This is a genomic window from Mycobacterium sp. (assembly GCF_032162105.1).
Classification (GTDB): Bacteria; Actinomycetota; Actinomycetes; order Mycobacteriales; family Mycobacteriaceae; genus Mycobacterium.
Genome location: NZ_JAVRPS010000010.1, coordinates 1 through 2,936, shown reverse-complemented (window position 1 = coordinate 2,936; position 2,936 = coordinate 1). Strand labels below are relative to the sequence as shown.

Genomic DNA, 2,936 nt, shown 5'->3' with positions numbered 1-2,936 from the left:
GCGTGGTCGAGCTGAGTTCGGTGGCGGCCTACTCGACCGCAGAGAATTGGCTGGTCAAGGCCGACCCGGACGACCATCTCAGCGAGGTCGTCGTCGCGCTGCGCTAATCGCGCTTGTGGTCGGAATCCTTACCTCGGAACCCTAGATGCAAATGAAACCGGTGCCCCACCCCACTGGACCGCTGATGCAGCCGAAGGGTCCGCCGCCGTTCCAGCCCCCCGGCACGCCCCAATTCCCGCCGCCTCGCCAGTCCCCGCTGTCACCCCAGTCCCCGCCGTCTCCATCATGGTTTCCATGGGGTTTGTCCTGCGGCAACGGTATCCCCGCTACGCCGGGCGACGATGGATTGGCGTTCGCGACGCCCGTGCCAAGTCCGAATGCGGTGAGGCCAAGCGCGCAGACGATGGCGGCTTCGGCCAAGATTCTCATCAGTTTCATTGTGCAAACCCCTCTTTACGACGCCTCGCGGTGGAACGCGACCCAGCCTCGTTCATGCCACTCGCTCGGCAACCTCGTGCGGCGCATCCAGCTGGGCAGTCTCTACTCTCGTCCCTTACGCTTGCCGCCGCAAGACGCGGCAAGGGTGCTGGCACTTGGAAGCAAAGGGGTTGCCTGCCCCGCTGCGCCACGCCCCGTCATCCCATTTCGGCGGGTGGCGGGCGGGCCCTCGCCCGAGCACCATGAGGCAGCCGAACCCGTGCAGCAATGACTAAATCTCCCCACTTTCCAGTAATTTTGGTGGGGCCACGTGGCCAGGCATGCACGACCTCAGTCAGACTCATTTCCCCAGTTGGCAGGGTTCTTCTTGCTCGGTTGGACCCGCGGTGGCTCCCCAGGCATCTTCGGGTAGTTCGGCGGGTAGGGCAGGTCGCCCAGACCGCGTTCCTCGTCGGCGGCGGCCATCTCCAACAACGGTTCGATGGAGTGCGCGACGGCGTCGATGTCCGCCCACGGGTCGTCCCGCTTGGCCACCAGGTCCGGCACGGTGGCGATGGTGTAGTCGTCGGGGTCGGCGTCGGCCAGTTCACCCCAGGTCAGCGGGGTGGACACGGTCGCGATCTCGGTGCGGCGCGCCGAGTAGGCCGACGCGAAGGTGCGGTCGCGCGCGTTCTGGTTGTAGTCGATGAACAACCGCTCCCCACGCTCCTCCTTCCACCACGACGTGGTGACCGCATCGGGCGCGCGCCGCTCGACCTCACGGGCCAGCGCGATGCCCGCCCGGCGCACCGCGACGAAGTCCCAGTCTCGTTTGATCCGGATGAACACGTGCACGCCACGTCCGCCCGACGTCTTCGGGTAGCCGACGATGCCGAGCTCGTCGAGAACGGGCTTCAGCACGTCGACGGCGATCTCGCGGGCCTCGGCGAACGCGGTACCCGGCTGGGGATCCAGATCGATGCGCAGCTCGTCGGGGTGCTCGGTGTCGGGGCAACGCACCTGCCATGGATGCAGCGTGATGGTGCCCATTTGCGCCGCCCACGCGATCGCCGACGGGTGTGTCACCTTGAGTGCGTCCGCGGTGCGACCGGACGGAAAGGTCACCTCACAAGTCTCCAGATAGTCGGGATGCTTTGCGGGAACCCGTTTCTGGTAGATCTCCTCGCCGTCGATGCCGTCCGGAAAGCGCTGCAGATGAGTGGGGCGGTCCCGAAGGACGGCGAGCATGGGCTGCGCGACGGCAAGGTAGTAGTCGAAGAGCGTGCGCTTGGTGCCACCCGAACCCAGCTTCGGGAAGTACACCTTGTCGGGACTGGTCAACCGGACGGCGATGCCATCGACGTCGATTTCCTCTGCGGGAGTTGCCATGTCAGGACTCCAGCACGTCGGACAGATCGTAGTTCAGCGGCACGTCGAGCTGGTCGAACCTGCAGCTGGACGGGTCACGGTCGGGCCGCCACCTCACGAACTTCACCGCGTGCCGGAACCGTTGACCGTGCACTGTATTCCCCTCCATCTGGTCGTAGGCCACCTCGGCGACCTTCTCCGGCCGCACCGGGATCCACCGCTTGTCGGCCGCAGAGTTCCACCGGCTCGGCTCGCCGTCGTTGATCTGGTCGCCTTCGCGCAGGGGCTCGAGATCGGCGAACATCTTCAGTCGGTCCTTGACGCTGAATGATGCTGCGCCACCGATCATCTGAAGCTCGCCGTCGTCGCGATACAGGCCGAGCAGAACAGACCCGACGCCTTCGCCGCTCTTGTGGATCCGGTAGCCGATCGCCACGCAGTCGGCGTCGCGTTTGTGTTTGACCTTGATCATCTCGCGCTTGCCCGGCAGGTAGTGACCGTCGAGGCGCTTGGCGATCACGCCGTCCAGCCCTGCCCCCTCGAACGTGGTCAGCCAGTGCGTGCCGAGTTCGGGGTCCTCGGTAGTTCGCGTGACGTGGCACCACTGCTTTTCGTTGACCAGGTCGGTCAACGCCTGCCTGCGTTCCCGGAACGGCTCGCCCAACAGCGAGCGGTCGCCGGTGGCCAGCGCGTCGAATCCGATGAAGTGGGCAGGGGTCTGCTCGGCGAGCATCGTGACCCGGCTCTCGGCGGGGTGGATGCGCTGGCTCAGCGACTCCCAGTCCAGCCGGATGCGGCCGTCGATCTCGCGCGGCACGACGACCTCGCCATCGAGGACACAGCGCGGTGCCAGCTCCTCTCGGAGCGACTCGAGCAGCTCGGGGAAGTAGCGGCCCAGATCCTTGCCGCTGCGCGACAGCAGCACTACCTCGTCGCCGTCGCGGAAGACCAGCGCGCGAAAGCCGTCCCACTTGGGTTCGTAGGACCACACCCCTGGATCGTCGGGCACCTTCTCCGCGGCCTTGGCCAGCATCGGGTCCACGGGTGGCTGTACGGGAAGGTCCACGGCGTCCATCCTGATCCATCGGGTACTCACCGCGCCACGAGCTGGCGATGTTCATGTAGACCGGTAGACCCAGACGAACTAATCG

3 protein-coding genes are annotated in these 2,936 nt (G+C 66.0%); all 3 read right to left on the bottom strand.

The annotated features are described in order from the left end of the window. Nucleotides 1-141: 141 nt before the first annotated feature. A complete protein-coding gene (locus QOC69_RS00390) occupies nucleotides 142-429 on the bottom strand; it encodes a hypothetical protein (RefSeq protein WP_526435235.1) in 288 nt (95 codons plus the stop codon). Between the two features lie 339 nt (nucleotides 430-768). Then, nucleotides 769-1,806 carry a non-homologous end-joining DNA ligase gene (gene ligD, locus QOC69_RS00385; protein ID WP_526435233.1) on the bottom strand — a complete coding sequence of 346 codons (1,038 nt, stop codon included), beginning with the start codon at nucleotides 1,804-1,806 and terminating at the stop codon, nucleotides 769-771. Nucleotide 1,807: 1 nt separating this feature from the next. Next, nucleotides 1,808-2,860, bottom strand: a complete 1,053-nt coding sequence (locus QOC69_RS00380) for an ATP-dependent DNA ligase (protein WP_526435231.1) — start codon at nucleotides 2,858-2,860, stop codon at nucleotides 1,808-1,810. Between the last annotated feature and the right edge of the window lie 76 nt (nucleotides 2,861-2,936).

Excerpts from the sequence above, each read along its gene's own strand:
- QOC69_RS00390 (WP_526435235.1), bottom strand. The coding sequence starts at position 429 with ATGAGAATCTTGGCCGAAGCCGCCATCGTCTGCGCGCTTGGCCTCACC.
- ligD (WP_526435233.1), bottom strand. The coding sequence starts at position 1,806 with ATGGCAACTCCCGCAGAGGAAATCGACGTCGATGGCATCGCCGTCCGG.
- QOC69_RS00380 (WP_526435231.1), bottom strand. The coding sequence starts at position 2,860 with ATGGACGCCGTGGACCTTCCCGTACAGCCACCCGTGGACCCGATGCTG.